This window comes from Lysinibacillus sp. FSL K6-0102 (assembly GCF_038003545.1).
Lineage (GTDB): Bacteria > Bacillota > Bacilli > Bacillales_A > Planococcaceae > Lysinibacillus > Lysinibacillus capsici.
The window spans coordinates 4,570,096-4,590,140 of sequence record NZ_JBBOPH010000001.1; the positions used below are offsets into that span (position 1 = coordinate 4,570,096).

At 36.7% G+C, this 20,045-nt stretch carries 16 protein-coding genes; 1 reads left to right on the forward strand and 15 read right to left on the reverse strand.

Annotated features, from left to right (window positions below):
- Positions 1-84: 84 nt before the first annotated feature.
- The 9 genes from NYE73_RS23240 to NYE73_RS23280 form a co-directional block, all read right to left on the reverse strand.
- Positions 85-1,443: a TraB/GumN family protein gene (locus NYE73_RS23240; RefSeq protein WP_066038035.1), complete on the reverse strand. Its 1,359-nt coding sequence runs from the start codon at positions 1,441-1,443 to the stop codon at positions 85-87.
- Between the two features lie 213 nt (positions 1,444-1,656).
- On the reverse strand, positions 1,657-2,349 hold the full coding sequence (locus NYE73_RS23245; RefSeq protein WP_048393950.1) for a stalk domain-containing protein: 693 nt from the start codon (positions 2,347-2,349) through the stop codon (positions 1,657-1,659).
- 165 nt (positions 2,350-2,514) lie between these two features.
- The gene (locus NYE73_RS23250; RefSeq protein WP_259950454.1) at positions 2,515-4,185 is read right to left on the reverse strand and encodes a helix-turn-helix domain-containing protein; all 1,671 of its coding nucleotides are present in this window, start codon (positions 4,183-4,185) and stop codon (positions 2,515-2,517) included.
- 135 nt (positions 4,186-4,320) lie between these two features.
- Positions 4,321-5,313, reverse strand: a complete 993-nt coding sequence (locus NYE73_RS23255) for an ABC transporter substrate-binding protein (protein ID WP_259950453.1) — start codon at positions 5,311-5,313, stop codon at positions 4,321-4,323.
- 325 nt (positions 5,314-5,638) lie between these two features.
- Complete coding sequence (locus tag NYE73_RS23260; protein ID WP_054549725.1) at positions 5,639-6,127, reverse strand: VOC family protein; 489 nt, start codon at positions 6,125-6,127, stop codon at positions 5,639-5,641.
- A 272-nt stretch (positions 6,128-6,399) separates the two neighbouring features.
- Positions 6,400-7,692, reverse strand: a complete 1,293-nt coding sequence (locus tag NYE73_RS23265; protein ID WP_054549726.1) for a CitMHS family transporter — start codon at positions 7,690-7,692, stop codon at positions 6,400-6,402.
- 328 nt (positions 7,693-8,020) lie between these two features.
- Entirely contained in the window at positions 8,021-8,980 is a 960-nt protein-coding gene (locus tag NYE73_RS23270) for a tripartite tricarboxylate transporter substrate binding protein (RefSeq protein ID WP_054549727.1), read from the reverse strand.
- Positions 8,981-9,019: 39 nt separating this feature from the next.
- Positions 9,020-9,697 carry a response regulator gene (locus NYE73_RS23275; RefSeq protein WP_054549728.1) on the reverse strand — a complete coding sequence of 226 codons (678 nt, stop codon included), beginning with the start codon at positions 9,695-9,697 and terminating at the stop codon, positions 9,020-9,022.
- 111 nt (positions 9,698-9,808) lie between these two features.
- Positions 9,809-11,398, reverse strand: coding sequence for an ATP-binding protein (locus NYE73_RS23280; protein ID WP_259950602.1), 1,590 nt, complete (start codon positions 11,396-11,398; stop codon positions 9,809-9,811).
- 629 nt (positions 11,399-12,027) lie between these two features.
- Here NYE73_RS23280 and NYE73_RS23285 point away from each other — a divergent pair.
- Positions 12,028-12,282 (forward strand): GlsB/YeaQ/YmgE family stress response membrane protein, encoded by a 255-nt coding sequence (locus NYE73_RS23285; RefSeq protein ID WP_016991561.1) that lies wholly within the window; start codon positions 12,028-12,030, stop codon positions 12,280-12,282.
- Positions 12,283-12,530: 248 nt separating this feature from the next.
- Here NYE73_RS23285 and NYE73_RS23290 read toward each other — a convergent pair whose 3' ends face one another.
- From NYE73_RS23290 to cdaA, 6 genes are all read right to left on the reverse strand, one after another.
- Positions 12,531-13,295: an SDR family oxidoreductase gene (locus NYE73_RS23290; protein ID WP_259950450.1), complete on the reverse strand. Its 765-nt coding sequence runs from the start codon at positions 13,293-13,295 to the stop codon at positions 12,531-12,533.
- Between the two features lie 222 nt (positions 13,296-13,517).
- On the reverse strand, positions 13,518-15,320 hold the full coding sequence (gene glmS / locus NYE73_RS23295) for a glutamine--fructose-6-phosphate transaminase (isomerizing) (protein WP_054549731.1): 1,803 nt from the start codon (positions 15,318-15,320) through the stop codon (positions 13,518-13,520).
- A gap of 595 nt (positions 15,321-15,915) precedes the next feature.
- Positions 15,916-16,431 (reverse strand): type 1 glutamine amidotransferase domain-containing protein, encoded by a 516-nt coding sequence (locus tag NYE73_RS23300; RefSeq protein ID WP_054549732.1) that lies wholly within the window; start codon positions 16,429-16,431, stop codon positions 15,916-15,918.
- Positions 16,432-16,558: 127 nt separating this feature from the next.
- Positions 16,559-17,911: a phosphoglucosamine mutase gene (gene glmM, locus NYE73_RS23305; RefSeq protein WP_054549733.1), complete on the reverse strand. Its 1,353-nt coding sequence runs from the start codon at positions 17,909-17,911 to the stop codon at positions 16,559-16,561.
- Between the two features lie 213 nt (positions 17,912-18,124).
- Positions 18,125-19,201, reverse strand: a complete 1,077-nt coding sequence (locus NYE73_RS23310; RefSeq protein ID WP_048393928.1) for a CdaR family protein — start codon at positions 19,199-19,201, stop codon at positions 18,125-18,127.
- Positions 19,194-20,030: a diadenylate cyclase CdaA gene (gene cdaA / locus NYE73_RS23315; RefSeq protein WP_009370548.1), complete on the reverse strand. Its 837-nt coding sequence runs from the start codon at positions 20,028-20,030 to the stop codon at positions 19,194-19,196. Before cdaA ends, NYE73_RS23310 begins: the two co-directional genes overlap by 8 nt.
- Positions 20,031-20,045: the final 15 nt, after the last annotated feature.

Below are 20,045 nucleotides of genomic sequence, written 5' to 3' on the forward strand. Positions count from 1 at the left end.
CATATGACCATTATTGTCTTACATGCATAAAAAAACCTCGTAAAAGACAGAAAATAATCTATCCTTTTACGAGGGCAATCTATTTTATTGATAAAATGGCTTTACCTTGTAGCCGTTTTTCTCTAAATGATAGCGAATATTTTTATCGATTAGGAAGTGACCTGAACCAACAACAACAAAGTACTTACCTTCTTTTTCTTCCAGTACATTCATGATTTTCTTGGCCATTTGTTCATCACGTAGACCAAATAGCATTTCATTAAATTCAGATGATGTACCTTCCATTGCTTGGAAGCTTTTTGCAAACTCTTCAACATTTCCTTGCTTCCAGCTTGTAAACCACTCTTGAAGTACTTCAGATTGATTTTCTTCCGCTGGATGAATGATACTATCCAGTACAGCGACTAGTGACTGCTCCTGTGCCTCTGGTGATAATCCTTCAAACATATCAACCTGTGCTCTTGTACCTTCTAATTCAATCACTGGCTTTTGCTGCAACTGTGCATTTAATAAAAAGTAGACATCGATACCGTGCATAGCCATCTCTTGAGGTGTCATACCAAAGGAATCGTCCATAGCTAGCATCGATAATGCACTCGAAAGCATCCACGGCTTTTGAACTGTTAGCTGGTCCATTGGCAGATCATAAAGCTTTGCCACTTGTTCAAGCTTCGCATATGTTTCTGGTGCAACAGCATCTTTCAATGTTGAGCCATCTGTATACATTGCTTTCTCTGAATAGTATTCAAGTGCTTCCGTATCCAAGATATTCGCCTCTACTAGCAGTGCATCAGATTCATCAAATGCCGTTACTAATTTTTTATCGAATGGATATAAGTCTGGTGTTCCTAAATGAATAGAGCCTAATAAGTAGATAAGCGTATCCTCGTCCTCTACTACCCAGGCCACCCCTTTAGAGCCTTGCTCTGCAAGTGCATATGTACTCTGAATGAAACGAACAGCTAGCAAAACAGCCTGTTGAGTGGTTGCCTTTTTCTCTAACTGAAGTCCATTGGGAGAGCCTTGTAATATATTTTGCTCTTTCATAAATTGAACAGCATCTGTACCAACAGGTAAATCATACCGTGCTACAATATTATACAAGCGATTGACAATATCACCACGTGTATTATTGTTTTTCACACTTACTGGTTTGTATTGTTTATTTTCAGCTAAGCCTAGAGAGGCAACCTTCTTTTCTGTTAAAGCTAGTAGTTCATTTACTTTGTCCACTGGAATTTCCTGAAGAAAACCATCGAAGTACCATTCAGTTGAGTAAATCCCGTATTTTTCTCCCTCATTTAATGTTTCTATTGCCCATTCGCTTATCGACGGTACTAGGGGTTTTGTTTGCTCTTCAGCATGAATCACAGGGACAACTGTCGTCAGCATTAATGAGGCACCAAGCAACGCTGCACTCGTTCGTTTCATCATCTTTTTCATCAAATTCTTTTCTCTCCCTTTTCCTATTTTATGTATAAGTATCGTACGAAATTATACCATATACTATCCAACTATTTTATAAGTAAAAGTGTAAATATTGACAAATATGTATTGACATTTCTCTATTTTGAAATAGTTATGAAGAGGTCAAATTTAATAAGACGATGACAAATTATTATGTCATCGTCTTTTTCGTTTATTAGTAGAGAAGGTTTATTGAATAAATTTAGGATCTAATATACCTAAACCACTGCCTTCAAGTTCAAATTTCACTTTTGAAACTCCATCTAAATTAACATGAACCTTTACCTTATCTTTGATTGCTCCACTATCATAAACTAATTTCCCATCTGCGTAAATTTTCAAGAAACCTATACCGAAGGAATTAGCTGCTAATTTTTTAATTGGTGCCAAATAGGTTTCGAATCCCTTGTAATTTCCATTGGCTAAGTATTCCACTGTATGGTCTTGAACTGCGCCTCCCCCATGATAACCACCAAGCTGATAGGATCGCTCAAATTTTTCACCTGTACTAATAATGACAGAGCTTGGATTGTGGAAGAAGTGGTCTTCATCACTTCCAATAGGTTTTACATCTTTTAAAGCGATGAATTTTGGAACATCACCAATATAAACGGATTTTGTTTTCCCATCCCATGTTACTTTTTCACCTAAAGATTCAGCAATAAATCGCATTGGGACATATATCGTGCCTTGATAATTAAATCCAGATTGACCTTCTGGCGGTACTTTCTCAACCTTATCTACATAATAATTAATTGGATCCTGAAACACGCTAATCTTTTTCATGTCACTTGCTGCTTCCGTTGTTGAAAAGTAGGTAAAAGTCAAACCTCCTACTATAAAAAACCCTAAGTAACTAGTTATTATAAATAGCTTTTTCATAAAATCACTCCTTAAAATAAACATAGATATATGTAATTATACCAGAAATTTCATACAGCCTTTAAAGATTTTTATATCAGGATATTTTTTAAATTTATTTGTGAGCAATTATACGATTAATGGCAAAAACTCAATCCAATTAATGGATCGAGTTTTACTTTTTAATTATCGAATAACTTTCTTCTTAAAAATAGACGGTAGAACCTCTAACAACCGTTCACGTGTAATGGGATCACAATGATTCCATATAAAATCTATGAAATGAGTCTTACCAGGAGCAAGCTCGATTAACGTGGCGATTTGTGGGCAGTAAGTAATCGTTAGTAATTCTTTGGGGGAAGCCAAGATAAAATTACGCTCTCCAGCATAGTGATTTATTTGATGCTGCTGAATTTCTATCCATGCTTGCCCTTGCTCGATTAGCTGCATTACCTGAGGAGTAGGACGAAAGCCAAGAGATTCATACAAGCTTGCAGCCAATCCAGTCTGACACATAACATAATATTTAGTATCTAACTTGAGATAAACAGTAGCCGTCTCCCCAGCAACATAAACATCTGCTAATTGCCTACGTACCAATCTTACTTTGTTCTCATATGTAGAAATCCACTTCTCTGCCGCTTTACTCCGTTCAAATAGTTTAGCGATATATCGTAACCGCTCAAATAGACTAAACTTGCTATTCAGTATAATAGTAGGAGCAATCGCATCTAGTTTCTGCAAATCATGTTCAGGATGAAAATAGCTAAGCAATAATAACTCTGGCTGCAGCTGTGCGATTTTATCCGGATCTACCCAATGCCCAATACTATGAATGTTCCTTAATTTATTGTGATAAACCACGTTATCTTTCATGATTGAGATGGCCGCCCCTATAGGAGGTATGCCTAGAACAAGTAATTCCCCAAGTGTAAATTTGCCATCAGTCACAATACGTGTTGCATCTTTAGGAACATGAATCTTTCTACCAAATGAATCGATAACTGTTCTTTCTGGAGTATGAAGTTGAATGTTTGCATATTCACGTGGGGTGTTTCCGGTTAATTTATGAAAGCATCGACTAAAATAATATTCATCCTTAAACCCAATTTGTCGAGCTATTTTTCTCAATGGCTCAGTTGAATTACTTAGAATTTTTTTTGCCTGGTTTATACGTACATGAGTCAAATAATCCGTCGGCTTTTTACCGGTCAATATTTTAAACTTTTGACTATATTGCCATCTTACCATTCCAGCCATGTTAGCTAATTGTTCAACTGTCAAGTCCTCATCATAGTGCTGTTCTATGTACTGTACAGTTTGTTGAACCAATTTTGTCTTTTCTTCGTGCTGTAACTGGTTAGCTTGTTCATCTAACTGAACCATCATAGCTAGTATTTGCTGAAGTCTACCTTGTAACATGGCCATTTCTAATGCGGATAGAGAGGAACAAAATTGATTATTGTTCGATGCTTCATTTCCTAATACCTGCTTGACTTGAGAAAACAGCAGATGATAGGGATAACCATGAAGCAGGGGTGGATGAGCAATTCGGTTCAAAGTCATTCCTTCTACTTCAAAGATTTCAAAGGTAAAGCGAGCAAGCTGTGCCTCTTTGTTACTTGACTCTACCGTGTAGCTTTGTATAGGTAAAATGAGCGTGCAGCTTCCTTGTCGTAGATCGATTGCCATTTTGTCTACATACAGTCGTATGGCAGGACTGAGTGCTATCAATAATGTGCATAAATTTGTTTCATGATTATTTATTCCCTCATTATGGCTAGTAGCTGACATTATTCGATCAACTTGAAATCGATCATAGTGTTGTAGTCTAATATATAAGGATGTCAGATTCATAAGCAACTCTCCAAACATTGAAAATGATTCTCATTATCATAATTGTAACATATAATGACCCACTATCAACGATTGTTCGAGTATGTGCTATTTAGAATACTAGCGGTTTAAAAATTGATTGGACGGATACAATTTTTACTGTTTGCGCATCCACTCTGGTAGCTTTTGGAACAATTGCTTCAAAGCTAATAAATTATCTGTATTCCATTCATTAGGAACAACATAAACTTTTCCCTTTTTGACAGCAGGCAAAGTTCCCCATATCGGGCTTTGTAGCAGCTGATCAGCTTCTGCTTCACTTTCACTATCCTCTTGTACAATTACAAACAAATGATCACCAGCAAACTCAGGAAGCACCTCTTCTGAAACCTCTAGGAAAGATACCCCTTCTACATCAATAATATTCTTTTGTACTGCTGGTGGGACAGCAAAGCCATTTTTCCCATAAATAATAGCACCTAGGCTACGATCACCCATAACATAAAGCGTCTTTCCTAGCTGATAGAAAACTGTTGCGGTTTCCCCTTCTGTTAATTGAAACTTGTCAAACATTTCTTTAGACTCTGTTTCAAACTTAGCAAGCAATTGAGCTACTTCTTCCTGCTTATCTAGGATATTCCCCATCTCTTTTACTCGTTCTGTATAAGGAAGAGCAGGATTAAAGGGAATCGTAGTAGCGATTTTTGACAATCCTTCATTAAGATTTGGATCCGCCTTGTAATAGCCATTAATAATCAAATCAGGTTTTAAAGTCAAAATCGTCTCTAAGTCAGCAGGATTACCAATACCAACGATCCCTTCAAGTTTGCCTTCATAGTAACTAGGAGAATCTTTAGGAAGATTATTACCAACAACCGGAATATCCATCGCCAAGAAATCACCAATTGTCTGTCCAATATAAACGACTCGTTTTGGATTTGCAGGTATTTCAACCTGTTCACCTGTAATCGTTGTATATTGAACAGTTGACTCACTTTCCTCTGCTTTCACATCAGATTGAGTTATTTTCTCGTTTTCCTTTTTCTGCGCATCAGATGTGTTGCCATTAGAACTACATGCCGCTAATATCATTAGCAACAGGAGGAAACTCCCCCATAGTATAATTCTCTTTCCTATATATTGCTTCATATTTGTTGCCCCTTTCAGATTTATCTTTAATTGAAAATGATTATCATTTACAGAGTTATTATAGATTTTATGAAAGGGCGAAACAATGAAAAAAACGCAATAATTTATTTGGATAAATGTCAATAATCAGGATTATGAAAGCCTTTTGGTTTTTTTTAGTGAAGAATTATTCATTTTAGGGTTTATTCTATTTCGACTATATGATCAATTTAGAATCTCAAGAGAGAAAATGGTGAAATGTAAGCATAAGTATTAGCTCCCTATAGAAAAAAAAGAAACCATTTCAGTGGTTTCTTTTCATATTAAAAAGCTGTTGATTACTATTCTATTTGATTTCTTCAGCGAGCTCTAAAATAATTCCTTCTGGCCCACGAACATAGCATAATTTATAGGCGTTTTCGTACCTATAAATGTCACTAATAAGTTCTGCGCCCTTCTTTGTCAATTTGTTAACGAGGGCTTCAATATCTTCAACATTGAAGGCAATATGCTGGATACCCAAAGTATTTGCTAAAGGATGCTGGATGCCTATTTCATTTGATGGCGCGTTAAATTTTACTAGTTCAATATTCGTCTCACCGTCTGGCGTTCGCAGCATTACTATTTCTATATTTGCGTCACTATCTGACGTTCGCAATTTTGCAACGTCCTCTTTTATATCTTGAAGCCCTATTACCCGCTCCATCCTCTTCACCCATTCACCCTCCACTTTTCCTTCCCCTAACACCTCAAGGCCAAAGTCAAGAAAAAATGCTTTCGCTGCAGGAAGATCATTGACGATTATCCCCACATGGTCAATCTTACGGATTTTCATATTTCAAACCACCTTTCTCCTATTTGAATAATTTCTTTTTAATTGCAGAATCCTAAGTCTTAATTATTTTTATCGTATATGATGATTGTCCTTTTTACGAATAAAAACGCTTTAAAACCCCTATCTGAAACATCCTTCTAAACAATTTTTAATTTATGGCGGGTACTCGAATAAGAATAGAAAAAAAGAAGCCCATTAAAATAGGCTTCTCTTACATTTATAAATAAAGGATTTTTACTAGGTAATCTTTTTTACCCCATGAACCGTAGCTTTTAAAGGGGGAAAATCCCCAACACTACACAGACAATAATCATGACAATTGTAGAACCGAATGCCCACTTTAAGAAGATACGTTGTAGTGTTCCGAAATCCTCTCCAACCATTCCTACTAATAAATACGTAGAGGGAACAAGCGGACTTAGAAGGTGTACTGGCATACCTAAAAGAGAAGCTCTACCGATTAGGGCTGGATCAATGCCATAAACTGCTCCTGCCTTTGCAAGTAAGGGCAGTACTCCATAGTAAAAAGCATCATTAGACATAAAAAATGTAAAAGGTGCGCTGAGAATGGCTGTAACAACCGCAAAATGAGAACCCATTGCATCTGGAATATAATGAATCACTGAGTTTGCCATCGCATCTACCATTGATGTACCTGAAAGAATGCCTGTAAATATCCCAGCTGCAAAAACCATAGAAACAACAGATAATGCATTGTCAGCATAATTCGCAACACGTTCCTTCTGATCTTTCAATTTTGGATAGTTTACAGTAATCGCAATCGCAAAACCAAGCATGAATAATGCAACAGGTGGTAATAACTCCATAATTAACGCTACTAAAAGAACAATTGTCAAAGTATAGTTAAAGATAATTAGTTTTGGACGTTTCAAATAGTCATCTTCGACTGTAGCAGCAGACTGAGCTGCCGCTTCATAATCATATTCTATAATACCAATCCGCTTTCTTTCCTGTCTTCCGAACGTAAATGCCATGAACAGAACAAAGATAGCCCCGCCAATCATCGCTGGAATCACTGGTGTAAAAACCTCAGACATTTCCAGATTCAAGGCTGTCATAACCCTTGCTGTTGGTCCTCCCCAAGGTAGAAGGTTCATCACACCCGAAGCTGATACGGCAATACCAGCTAATACAATTGGTCGCATGCCAATTCTTTTATAAAGCGGTAGAAAGGCAGAAATAGTAATCATGTATGTTGTCGTACCATCACCATCTAAAGAAATAAAAAGGGCTAATACGGCTGTTCCGATAGCAATTTTTACAGGATCCCCTTTTACTAACCTAAGAATCGTTTTAATGATTGGATCAAATACACCAGCATCGATCAAAATACCAAAGAAAAGAATTGCAAATAAAATCATAATCCCTGTTGGAGCGACACTTTTAATCCCATCCAACATCATAGGTCCCATTTCACTTCCGAATCCACCAATAACTGCGAACGTAATTGGCACTACAATTAATGCAATCATTGCTGTAAGACGGCCCGTCATAATCAAAATCATAAATACTATTATCATTAAAAAACCTAAAATTGCTAGCATAATACTCCCCCCAAATGCTTCGTGAAGTTATTTATTAATTCGTTAAATAACTAATTTTCCGAATATTACACCTTATAATAAATTAACATCGACCAAATGTAATCGTTTACAAATTAATGTTTATTAATTTCTTTATAGCTATTTTGTACATTTTGTTCACGAAAAGCATTGTATACCTGTCTATTTTTGATAAACAAAAAAAGAGGCTAACCTTGGACTATGTATTCTCTCCAACATCGTATAAGACGATAGAAAGGAAAACACATAGATCTCAATAGTCAACCTAATAAAGCAAATATATTACTATGCATAATAAGAATAAATTTACTCAGTAAATCTCCAATAATTTCTCATATTTCTTATTTTCATCATCAAGAAATCTAGATGTATCTCTACTGTTCATATAAAAATCTTCCCACATATACGTCTGCAAAGTTTGTTTCCATTCTTTAGTTTTGACCATTTTTGCAAATGTCGTCTCCCAGAATTCGATTTCCTTTTTTGACATATTAGGTGGTCCCATAATACCGCGCCAGTGTTTAAAAACTACATTTATTCCCTCTTCCTTCCATGTAGGAATTTCTGGGAGCTCCTTTAAACGTTTCTCCGAGGAAATGACAAGCAATTGTACCTGATTCAAATCATAATATTTTTTAGCCTCGGACAAAGTCATCGTTGCCACATCTATTTGCTTTTTTAATAATGCATCAACAACTTCATCACTATTCTCATAAACTAAAAAATCTAGTTTTTCAGGATGCACTCCTGCCTGTTTACTCGCTAATACAAAAGAAATTTGATCATCATTGCCTAATCTCGGAGAAACTCCTATTTTATACGCTTGAGGTGTTTCTTTGAGCTCTTCCATTAAACCTTTTGCACTTTTTATTTCTGAATCCTTGGAGACAATTACGACATTCCATTCTGTAGCCAAAGTGGCAATGGGTGTAAAATCTTTGTAGGTTAGCTTACTTTGCCCCAACAAATGATTGGTAATGAGTAAGCTTGAATTCATTGCTAGCACATGTTTTTTTTGTTGTTTAGTATATTTCCATCCTAGCTCTCCACCAGCACCTATTTTATTCAGTACATGAATATCCTCATCAATCAAATTGTTACTCAGTAAAATATCCTGTATGGCTCTTGCTGTTTTGTCCCAACCTCCACCAATAGAGCTTGGGGCAATGAATGTTACTGTATCTGTTATTGCTTCATGCCCCTCATCTTGTGAACAACCAAAGCAAAGCATGACAACAAGCACGAAAATAAACATTATTTTTTTTCTCATTGTTCATCCCTTGTCCTTATTTTTAAGTTAACCTTGTTGTTATTCTTTATAGTAATATTTCCTCTCAGGCCTTCCAACAACTCCATATTCATGTTTTGCCGTACAGACATCAATTGAAACAAGAAACTCTAAATACCTTCTAGCAGTTGTTCGAGATGCACCGATTTGTTCACCCATCTCCTCGATGGAAATACCACCTTTTAGTTCCTTCATTACCTCTTTCACTTTTTCTAAAGTATGACGATCAACACCTGAAGGCAAGTCTTTTTGAGATGAGGACAATTGATTGGCAACACCAAAGTATTGATCAATCAATGTTTGGTCGACCTCATCACGATGACTTAGAAGTTTTTTCTTTTTTTTATATTCTTCCACCGCTTCAACAAATTTCTCCATTGTCACAGGCTTCAACAAATAGTTACTCACACCATATCTAACTGCCGTCTCCAACATCGTTTTTTCTGTTGCAGCAGTCACTATAATAATATCGATTGTTGGATAATGATCGCGAATTTTTGCTAACAAATTTGTTCCAAGATCATCGGGCATATAGATATCCAAAAAAAGCAAGTCAACTTCATATTTCTCTAGTATGTCCATCGTTTCCTTTGCATTCAATGCCTTCTGAACAACCTTTACATCTGGTACTTTATGCAAAAACTGTTCTTGCACTTGTGCAATACGAAAATCATCTTCCGCAATGACAACCTTAATCATTTTTCCCCTCTCCTTCTTTTATCTCCCTGTGCTGACATTTAGAAACCCGACTTAAAGGGAAGTACCTCCAACATCAGTAGTACTATAGATTATCTCATTGAGTAAGCTTCATTATTTCGGTAGAAATACCGTGAAAATGGCCCCACCGTTTTTGTCATTTTTTACTTCTACTGTTCCACCTAAAGATTCTACAATTTGTTTAACATTAAATAAACCGTACCCCCTATTTTTTCCTTTAGATGAACTACGTAAATCAAATATAAAATCTAACATATCTTCAGCAATTCCCTTTCCGTTATCTGCTATTTCTATAATGATATCGCTCCCAATTCCTGTAATTGAGAAAGACACCCTTCTCTCTTTTCGATCGGCTACGGCATCAAATGCATTATCAATAAGATTTCCAATGATTGTGATGATATCCGTGATTTCAATGTGACTTGGTAAGACATCTACATAACTATTAGGATCAATTTCAAAGGCAATCTTCTTTTCCGATGCATTACCCAGTTTCCCTAATAATATAGCTTGAACATTTATATCTTGAATTTGATTAAATAGAATTCGGTTTTGGTGTTGGTGATTGGCTGACTCCTTTTGTATAAATTCAAACGCATCCTGATATCTCTCTAATTGGATTAATCCTGATAATAAGTAAAGTTTATTTGAGTACTCATGCGTTTGTGCACGAAGTCCCTCAGAATATGCGCGAACCTCTGTGATCGTATCAATAAGCTTTTTAAGCTCCGTTTTATCACGAAAACTAGAAACCACACCCATAATCTTTTCATTTTCGATAATGGGAATAAAATTAAAAATAAATACTTTATCATTAATTAATATCTCTACATTATGAATGGGCTTACCTTTCTGTAATACATGATCGATATTAATTGCTGGTAAGACAAATTGGATATGTTCACCAATAGAGGATTCATCCTTGAGGTTCAACATTGAACTAGCAGAATTGTTGATTAAGGTTAAGAAACCCTTTTGATCGATTGCAATGATTCCTTCCTTTACTGATAACAGAATGGCACTTCTTTCTCTATATAGTGAGGAGATTTCATGCGGTTCCAATCCCATAGTATCTTTTCTAATACTTTTGGTTAAAAAAATACCACCAATGATTCCTAAAATTAAAACAATCAGAGAAGCAATGAGAATGGACTTAATTCGTTTATAAATATTTTGAAAGATTTCTTTTTCTGCGTATTCAACCGCTACGGTCCCAATTACACGAGTATATTCTCCATTGTCTGCTATGATAGGAACCTTTCCTATTAAAACAGAACCACTCTCTCGTTCCAATTCAAAATTATTAGAACCACCAAATATTAACCCATAATTATTTGTATGGTCAAAACTCTTCTGACCAACCTGACTTGGGCTTCTGTGCGAATAAATAATCTTCTCCCGATCTTCAATAATAATATTTTCTGCATTTACCTGATCTATTACTTGCTCAGCAATTGGACGAAAACGTTGCTCTAAATCACTTTTCCCAATGGATTCTTTAAGTTCTGGCATAAGAGAGATTGTCATAGCCGTTTGCAATGCCAATTGTTTAACTTGAGTCCTTGCATCGACATATTGTAAATAAGCAAATATACTGGCGAGCAGAAAAACAATAAAAAGAATTAACGTGCTAATCAGTCCCAATATTTTTGTTTGTAATGGTATCTTTTTTTTGTTCAATATACTTAACCTTCACCCTTTTCAACTAGTATAATTCATATAACTTTCATCCTTCTTTTATTTAAATCCCTTTGTTGCCATATTTAAGAGAATATAACTTAGCTCATGGTAATATGACTGTTATGATTGTTTCAACTAGAAAAATCATAAGAACTTACTAAATATGAGAGGAAAACCTAGTTTGAATCCAGCTTAATTTCTAGATTATACTATATTTCAAAGGAATTTTAGAATGCATAAAATTCTTCCACCAAAATCGGTGGAAGGTTTATGTAAATCAATAATAAAATCTTATACACACATCAGGAAAGTCCTGTTGTTAATCCATGCTTATACGCTAAGTCTCCATTTTGTATTCTTGGTCAAAATAAACTTGTGATTTGATATTGGATTTCGGCGTTCAGTCCCTTAACTATACATCTTCTTCAGGATGAAAATAGAATAAACATGAATTTATTACTATCATTAAAATAAAGATGCTCCTCTTATTACAGAAATGCGCCAATGTCTGATATCTCCATTGAAACTTCCCCTAATTTTTATTTTTTCCTCCTTATAGTTTGAAAGAGTTCAAAAAAGGTTATAAAACACTATAACAAAATATTTAAAATACAAAATAGGAGATGGATAGTATGAGTTTCATTTGGTTTTTAATAATTGGCGGGCTTATCGGTTGGCTTGCAGGTATAATTTTGGGTAAAGATATCCCAGGTGGAATTATTGGTAATATTATTGCAGGTATTATCGGCGCATGGATTGGTGGTATGCTTCTTGGAAGTTGGGGTCCTAAAATTTCCGATTTCTATATCTTCCCTGCCCTCATTGGAGCAATTATACTAGTTTTCATTTTGAGTTTAATTCTGAAATCATTGCGTAATGCTTCGTAAGCTAAATAGATCTCTTAATCTATTACTATACGATTAAGTGAATCAGATGTAACCAATAATAAATGGTGACTGTGCTTATAACAAAAAAGCGGCCTTCCACATCATATCTGTGGAGGACCGCTTTTACTTTGTTTTTAATTAACTTAACAATCCTCCGCTCCGTGAATTCAAGAAGAACAGAACAGCCTATACAACAATAGCGCCTGATTGAGGAGGATTATGCCATACAAAGCTTGATAATTAATGTTCTATAGATGTGATCCTCCACTTGCATCGAGCAATTGACCAGTTACCCAACGGCTGTCTGATGAAGCAAGAAAGGCGGCAATATCTGCCACATCCCCGGGTTCTCCCCATCTGTTGAAAATTGAAAGACCAGCCGCATATTTTTGTCCATCAAGGTTTTTCAAAGTCTCAGCATTCATCTCTGTATTAATAATTCCAGGCTGGATGGCGTTTACCGTAATATTCCGGCTCCCTAGTTGTTTGGCTAGAAGACGCGTAAACGTGTCGATTGCACCTTTGGACATACTGTACGTGAAGACACTTGGTGAAGCTGCACGTGTCACAAAAGATGAAATATTAATAATACGTCCCCCATCTTTTAAACGTGGCAAAGCTTGCTGAGTAACAAAAAGTGGTGCTTTAACATTTATCTTCATTACCTCGTCAAATGATACCTCCGTCGTCTCTTCTAAACTGATAATTTGACCAATTCCAGCATTGTTGACAAGAATATCGAATCCGCAACCGCCCATATATTCCCGAATAGTATCATCCAAAGTAGTAAATAAATCTTGAATACCATCTAGAGTACTAAGGTCAGCACCAATCGCCAAAGCATTTCCTCCGCTTTGTTCGATCTGGTGAACAACTGCTTCTGCCTCAGTACGTCTTTTCCCATAATGAACGACGACAAAGGCTCCCTCTTGTGCCAGACGCAATGCAATACTGCGGCCAATTCCTCGACTTGATCCTGTAACTAAAGCGATTTTGCCTGTTAACTTACCCATGCTTCCATCTCCTTGTTCAAACATAGTTAGATTACATAGAGAATTATATCAAGGGACCTTATTTGAAATGTTGCTCTCCTATTCGGTTTCAAGGGGTGTTTCGTTATGGATAAAAACACCCCTTTAGATTAATAGTATCCAAAGGGGTAAAATGGTGTAATTTTTTTACAAACGGTATGACTTTATTTAAAGTCACCAACACATTAAATCTAATTTTTGTTCCTACTCAACAGTTACCGATTTAGCTAGGTTACGTGGTTTATCTACATCACAGCGGCGGTGAAGTGCAGCATAGTAGCTAATTAATTGTAAAGGTACTACTGATACAAGCGGTGTTAGTAATTCATGAACATGCGGAATGACTAAACGGTCGCCATCTTCATCAATGCCTGCCATCGCGATAATACATGGATATGCACCACGAGCCGCTACTTCTTTAACATTACCACGGATGTTTAATCCTACTGATGCTTGTGTGACAAGCGCAAACACAGGTGTACCTTCTTCGATTAAGGCAATTGTTCCGTGCTTCAGTTCTCCACCAGCAAAGCCTTCTGCTTGGATGTACGAAATTTCTTTTAGTTTTAAGGCACCTTCAAGGCTGACATAGAAGTCCATATTACGGCCAATGAAGAATGCGTTGCGTGCGATTTTTAAGTAATCTTCTGCAATGTCTTCTAACACATCTTTTGAATCAATAATTGTTTGGATGCCATTAGCGGCAATCGCAAGCTCTTGTTTTAAATCAAATTCTAAGCCTTTGCCATTTGCCTTTGCTGTCACATAGGCTGCTAATGCAAGTACTGCTACTTGTGCCACATAAGCTTTTGTAGAAGCTACAGCAATTTCTGGACCTGCGTGTAATAACAATGTATGGTCAGCTTCACGTGATAACGTAGAGCCTGGTACATTTGTGATCGTTAATGTTGGATAGCCCAACTCTTTAATTTTTACAAGTACTTGACGACTATCTGCTGTTTCTCCTGATTGTGTAATGAAGATAAATAATGGTCTTTCTGAAAGTAATGGCATGTTATAGCCAAATTCACTAGAAATATGCACTTCTACAGGGATACCAGCCATTTTTTCGAAATATTGTTTACCAATAAGACCAGCATGGTAGCTAGTGCCCGCTGCAATAATATATAAACGATCTGCTGCTCGTAAAGCTTCTAAAATCTCCGCATCAATCGTTAAATCGCCATTGTCACCTTCATATGCCTGAATGATTTTACGAATAACTGTAGGCTGCTCATCCATTTCTTTTAACATATAGTGTGGATATGTGCCTTTTTCAATATCACTCATATCAAGCTCAGCAGTATATGGTGCACGCTCTACTACAGTACCATCTAATTTTGTAATTTCCACACTTGCTTTGTGTACGATAACTACCTCTTTATCGTGAAGCTCTACGTATTGATCTGTTACCTGTAGCATCGCCATTGCATCTGACGCAACAACATTGAAACCTTCACCAATTCCAACTAGAAGTGGTGATTTATTTTTTGCTACAAAGATTGTATCTGCTGCCTCTGCATCTAATAATGCCAGTGCATAGGAGCCATGTAATAGAGACAATGTTTTACGGAAGGCGTCTGCAGTGCTTAGACCATCTTTCACAAATAACTCTACTAATTGCACAATAACCTCTGTATCTGTATCAGATTTCATTGGAATGCCTTTTAAATATGTTTTTTGCAATAAGTGATAGTTTTCAATAACCCCATTATGCACAAGTGTAAAGCGTCCTGATGCACTTTGATGTGGGTGAGCATTTAAACGATTTGGCACACCATGTGTTGCCCAACGTGTATGACCAATTCCAATTTTCGCAGCAACATCTTCATCTACCGCTTCTCGTAAATCTGCAATACGCCCTTTTTCTTTGAAAACCGTTACGCCTTCCTCGTTACGTACTGCAATACCCGCTGAATCATAACCACGGTACTCTAGCTTTTCTAAGCCTTTTAATAGAATTTCCTTTGCATCTGATTCACCAATATATCCTACAATTCCACACATAATTCTCGTCCTCCGATAATGTCAATTTAATGCAATGACAAACTAGGCCTCATCCTATCGATTTTTTTGAATGTATAAGCGAAGCTTTATTTTTATAAAAATAAAGCACTCCAATACACACAAGCTACTCAGCCAACTGAATAGAGATCTTCGATATGTGAAGCTTCATCTATTTATCTATTGCTTTTACAATACCTTCTCCACTTTCTGTACATTCAATCACTCAAATGCTTTCAAAATGGAGAATGACAATCGGGTATGTCGATTGGGAGGCATCCGCCGAATTTTCGATAAACCTCCACCTCGTCTGCTGAAGATCTTTTCGTCCGATTTCTTCAGCTCAGGCGCTATAATTGTTTTCCGATTTTACGCTTTCTTCCCTCCTTAGGCGTTCGTTAAAGGATAAGGTCGGACCTCATCTTCAACTTCTCCATCATACTCAATCATATGCTATCCGTCAAATTTTCGTTATAAAAAACACCTAGTCCTAAAGCTTTTTCGTGACAAATATGTAGACAAAGCGATACATAAGCACCTTTGATAAGCATTGTAATAGAAATTAGGCACAAGCATTTAAAATGCTTGTGCCTATCCTTTATTTACTGTCTAATAATTTAACAATTTCTCTATTAAATGCAGGAAGATCATCTGGCGTTCTACTTGTTACAAGCTGTTTTTGACAGACAAATACTTCTTCATCATGGAAGATTGCCCCTGCATTTTCTAAATCCACTTGGATGGATTTATAACCTGTGGCGTCACGCCCATTTAATGTCTTTGCAGTAATAAGAAGTTGTGGTCCATGACAAATGGCGAAGGTAGGCTTCATTTCATCCATAAAGGACTTTGCAAATGCTACTATACGATCATCCGCACGTAATATATCGGGAGAAAAACCCCCAGGAATAAATAATGCATCGTAATCTGTAGCTTTTACTTCATCAATGCCTTTATCAATTTTCACGGACTCTCCATGCTTACCCTTAACTTCCTTGCCTGCTTCGATATCAATTGTTACTAGCTGATGCCCAGCTGCTTCCAAAGCTTCTTTAGGGCTTGTAAACTCAATGTCCTCAAACATATCTGTTATAACTGTAGCAATTTTAGCCATATCAATTAAACACTCCTTGTTATTGTGACTCCTAATTACTGTTCCCCATCTCGCTTATTTAAAACATTCCTTTCAAATAAGTAAACCCGATTTCCTGTTTACGGAAATCGGGTTTACACTCTATTTCTTATTCTGTTAGGCCCATTTCTACACGTACAACATCTGCAATACGCTCGACAAAACGCTCGCAATCCGTTTCTGTTGCTGCTTCCACCATGACACGTACTAATGGCTCTGTACCTGAAGGACGTACTAAAACACGACCATTTCCAGCCATTTCAGCTTCTACCTCTGCAATTACTGCAGCTACTTTCGCATTATCAGTCACAGCATGCTTATCTGTTACACGTACATTGACAAGACGCTGAGGGTAGATTTTCATTTCAGCTGCAAGTTCTGAAAGCTTTTTACCCGTCGCTTTCATAATGTTGACAAGCTGAATTCCTGTCAGTAAGCCATCACCTGTTGTATTAAAATCTAGAAAGACGATATGCCCTGATTGCTCGCCACCTAAATTGTATTCATTCGCACGCATTTCTTCCACAACATAACGATCACCTACAGCTGTTTGTACACTTTGCATACCATTGTCAGCCACAGCTTTATAGAAGCCCATATTGCTCATTACTGTTGAAACAATTGTTTGCTTCTTTAAACGCCCTACCGCATTTAAATGCTTACCAATGATAAACATAATTTGGTCACCGTCAACAATTTTTCCGTTTTCATCTACAGCAATTAAACGGTCTCCATCGCCATCAAAGGCTAAACCAACATCTGCACCTTTTTCAGTAACAAATTTAGCTAGTCCTTCTGGATGTGTTGAGCCTACACCATCATTAATATTTAAGCCAGTTGGAGAAGCACCCATTGTAGAAATGTCGGCTTCTAAATCAGCAAATAAATGTGTAGCTAAAGATGAAGTTGCACCATGTGCACAATCAAGCGCTACATGGATACCATCAAATTCTTCATCCACTGTTTGCTTTAAGTATTGAATATATTTTTGACCACCTTCGAAATAGTCACTTACAGATCCTAAATCTGCTCCTATAGGACGTGGTAATGTATCCTCTTGCGCATCAATTAACGCTTCAATTTCCGCTTCCTGTGCATCTGTTAGCTTAAAGCCATCAGGACCGAAAAATTTAATACCGTTATCTGCAACTGGGTTATGTGAAGCTGAAATCATGACGCCTGCATCTGCGCTCATAATTCGAGTAAGGTATGCCACACCTGGTGTTGAAATAATACCCAGACGCATTACCTCTACCCCAATTGATAAAAGACCAGCCACAAGTGCACCTTCAAGCATCTCGCCTGAAATACGTGTGTCACGACCAATTAAAACCTTTGGACGGTCAGTTGCATCTTTTGTTAAAACATAGCCGCCTATACGACCAAGTTTAAATGCAAATTCTGGTGTTAATTCACTATTCGCGACGCCACGGACGCCATCTGTTCCAAAATATTTACCCATTCTACTTATTCTCTCCTTCAATGCAAGACAGTGCCTAGTGAGTTTCTATCAAGCATTAGACACTTGTCCGCTTACTTTTGGAAAAGTCTGCTTTTGTTCATTCATTGGTAATTATTAATATTCCACTCTGCCAGTTTGTTTGATGAAACCTGAATTACAAACCTGATTGGATTTTTGATTTAGAATCAAAATAAAATTATAGTCACATATTGTTTAAGAATCAATATCTTCCGATTCCTCAGTTGACGTATTTTTATCAGTTGTAGTACTCTCATCTGTCACATCAGGTTCTTCAGTTGGAGGTGGCGTTTCCTCTGTAGAAGCTGGTGTTTTCTGCTGTTCTTCTTGTTCAACCTTTGTAATATCTGCCTTCACTTTTATTTTCTTGTCAGATATTTTTGTCACACCATCTGGTAATTTTACATCAAATTCATAAGTTTTGGACTCAGTAATTTTTGACAGGTCAACTGTTATTGGAATAGATGTTAAACTGTCAATAATTGATTTTCTACCATACACTTTGATCATTTTCGGTGTAAATGTTAATGAGTTAATGGTAATGTCTTCGGCTGCTTGCCCAGTTTCCTTAAGGACAACTGGGATCTCTCGACTATACTCCGCTATATCTACTTGAACTTTCACAATTTCAGGTTCAATAGTCACGTCTAACTTATTTAAATCTCTATCTAATACTTTTACAGCTGCTTCCTGTGTGAATGATTGCTTCAAGCCCTGCTCTCCTGTAACAGTTGCTTTTACATAACTAATGCTTTCAATAGCACTTTTTGCACCTGTTACATAAACAGTTGGCGGGTTGGCCGTCATTTCTTTTAAGATAAAACCTTCTTCGATTAAACGTTTGTTCATTTCAGGGTCCACTCGGAACTCCTGCGTGACCTTTTCCTCAATATTCACATGAACAGTTGCAGGGTCTAATGTCACCTTTAACTTTTCTGAAATATTTTCGTATTGCAGTTTTACATCATGCTCTCCCAGCAATAAATTGCTCAAATCCGCAAATATAGAAAAATCCTTAGCTCCCTTTGCTTTTAAAACCAATGCCATCGGACCTTCTATCGTTACATCCACAGTTTCAGGTAAACCTGTCACAATAAGATTCTCATTATCGTAATAAACATCCACTGGAACATCACGAATAACATCCGTTTGTTCATTTGAGGTAGCTTTATTTAAAGGTGACAACTCAGTACGCACTGAGAAAAAAAGCAAAAACGCTAAAAATAGCGCGATGATTCTAAGTACCCAAGGGCTATCCATCATTTTATCCATTCTTTTTCCCCCTCCAAGTCAACTTAGAGGATGCATTTGATTCTTGTACTGATCCGAACCACATTTTTCTTAATAAAGTTTCAAACTCCTCTAGAGATAGATTTCGATGGAGATTACCATTTAATGTTATACTAATTGCGCCTGTTTCTTCTGACACAACAATTGTAATAGCATCTGTAACTTCACTTAAGCCAAGAGCAGCACGGTGGCGTGTCCCTAACTCTTTTGAAATAAATGGGCTTTCAGATAAAGGTAAATAACAAGCCGCTGCTGTAACTTTATCTTTTTGCATAATAACAGCCCCATCATGTAGCGGGGTATTTGGTATAAAGATATTAATCAGTAATTCTGATGAAATTTCAGCATTTAGCCCTATACCTGTTTCAATATATTCATTAAGACCTGTTTCTTTTTCAATAGAAATTAACGCACCTATTCGACGTTTAGCCATATAACTTACAGACTTCTTCATAGCCTCAATAAGTCTTGTTTGTTCTTCTTCTTCTTGACTTGATGAACGTTGGAATAGCTTTCCTCGTCCAATTTGTTCTAAACCACGTCTGATTTCAGGTTGGAAAATAATAATAATCGCTAGGAAACCAAACTCAATAACTTGTTGTAGCATCCAGCCAAGTGTTTGTAACCCTAAAAGGTCTGTTGCAATTCGTGCAATAATAATGACGAATATTCCCTTAAGTAATTGGACAGCCTTCGTACCTTTAATGAGGGTTAAGACTTTATAAACAACGTACCAAACGAGCAGTACATCAATGAAGTTAATAACAATATTCACAGGTGTTAAATCCGTGAAATGTTCGATAATTTGCACGTGGCATCCCCCACT